This is a genomic window from Rhizobium sp. CG5 (assembly GCF_023701945.1).
Classification (GTDB): domain Bacteria; phylum Pseudomonadota; class Alphaproteobacteria; order Rhizobiales; family Rhizobiaceae; genus Allorhizobium.
This window is the reverse complement of record NZ_JABAEF010000052.1, coordinates 1-1,142: the sequence shown is the minus strand read 5'-3', so window position 1 is coordinate 1,142 and position 1,142 is coordinate 1. Positions and strand designations below refer to the sequence as shown.

The 1,142-nt window shown below is 63.5% G+C and carries 1 protein-coding gene; it reads left to right on the top strand.

What is annotated here, in order from left to right; genetic code table 11:
- Nucleotides 1–1,142: NAD(P)/FAD-dependent oxidoreductase (locus HGO38_RS30980; RefSeq protein ID WP_250959629.1), on the top strand; the 1,142-nt coding region annotated here is incomplete at both ends.

The window sequence follows — 1,142 nt, the reverse complement described above, 5'->3', positions numbered from 1 at the left end:
CATCCCTTCAAGACGGAAGTCACCGACGACCAGTTCCTCTTTCTCGGCCCGGCCGGCTCGCTGCGCCTGCCGAATGTCCTGATGCCGCCGCTGATGAGCAACCACGGCAATTACATCGTTTCGCTCGGCAATGTCTGTCGATGGCTGGCGACCCATGCCGAAGCGCTGGGCGTCGAGATCTATCCGGGCTTTGCCGCAACCGAACTGCTTTATAACGGCCAGGGCGCCGTGATCGGGGTGGCGACCGGCGACATGGGCATCGAGAAGAATGGCGAACCGGGCCCCGCCTATACCCGCGGCATGGAGCTGCTCGGCAAATATGTGCTGATCGGCGAGGGCGTGCGCGGCTCGCTGGCCAAGCAGTTGATCGCCAGGTTCGATCTCCAGAAGGACCGCGAACCCCAGAAATTCGGCATCGGCCTGAAGGAACTCTGGCAGGTCAAGCCCGAGCATCACAAACAGGGTCTCGTGCAGCATTCGTTCGGCTGGCCGCTCGGCATGAAGACCGGCGGCGGCTCCTTCCTCTATCACCTCGAAGACAATATGGTTGCGGTCGGCTTCGTCGTGCACCTGAATTACAAGAACCCCTATCTCTATCCCTTCGAGGAATTCCAGCGCTTCAAGACCCATCCGGCGATCCGCGACACGTTCGAAGGGGGCAAGCGCCTGTCCTACGGCGCCCGCGCCATCACCGAGGGCGGCTACCAGTCGGTTCCGAAACTGTCCTTTCCCGGTGGCGCGCTGATTGGCTGTTCCGCCGGCTTCGTCAACGTGCCGCGCATCAAGGGCAGCCACAATGCCGTGCTGTCGGGCATGCTGGCGGCCGACAAGATTGCCGAGGCGATCGCCCATGGCCGCGCCAATGACGAGCCGGTCGAGATCGAAAACACCTGGCGCGCGACCGAGATCGGCACGGACCTCAAGCGCGTGCGCAACGTCAAGCCGCTGTGGTCGAAGCTCGGCACGGCGCTCGGCGTCGCACTTGGCGGTCTCGACATGTGGACCAACCAGCTGTTCGGTCTCTCGGTCTTCGGCACGCTGAAACACGGCAAGACCGATGCGGCCTCGCTGGAGCCGGCCGCCAAACACAAGCCGATCGCCTATCCACGGCCGGATGGTGTGCTGACCTTCGACCGCCTGTC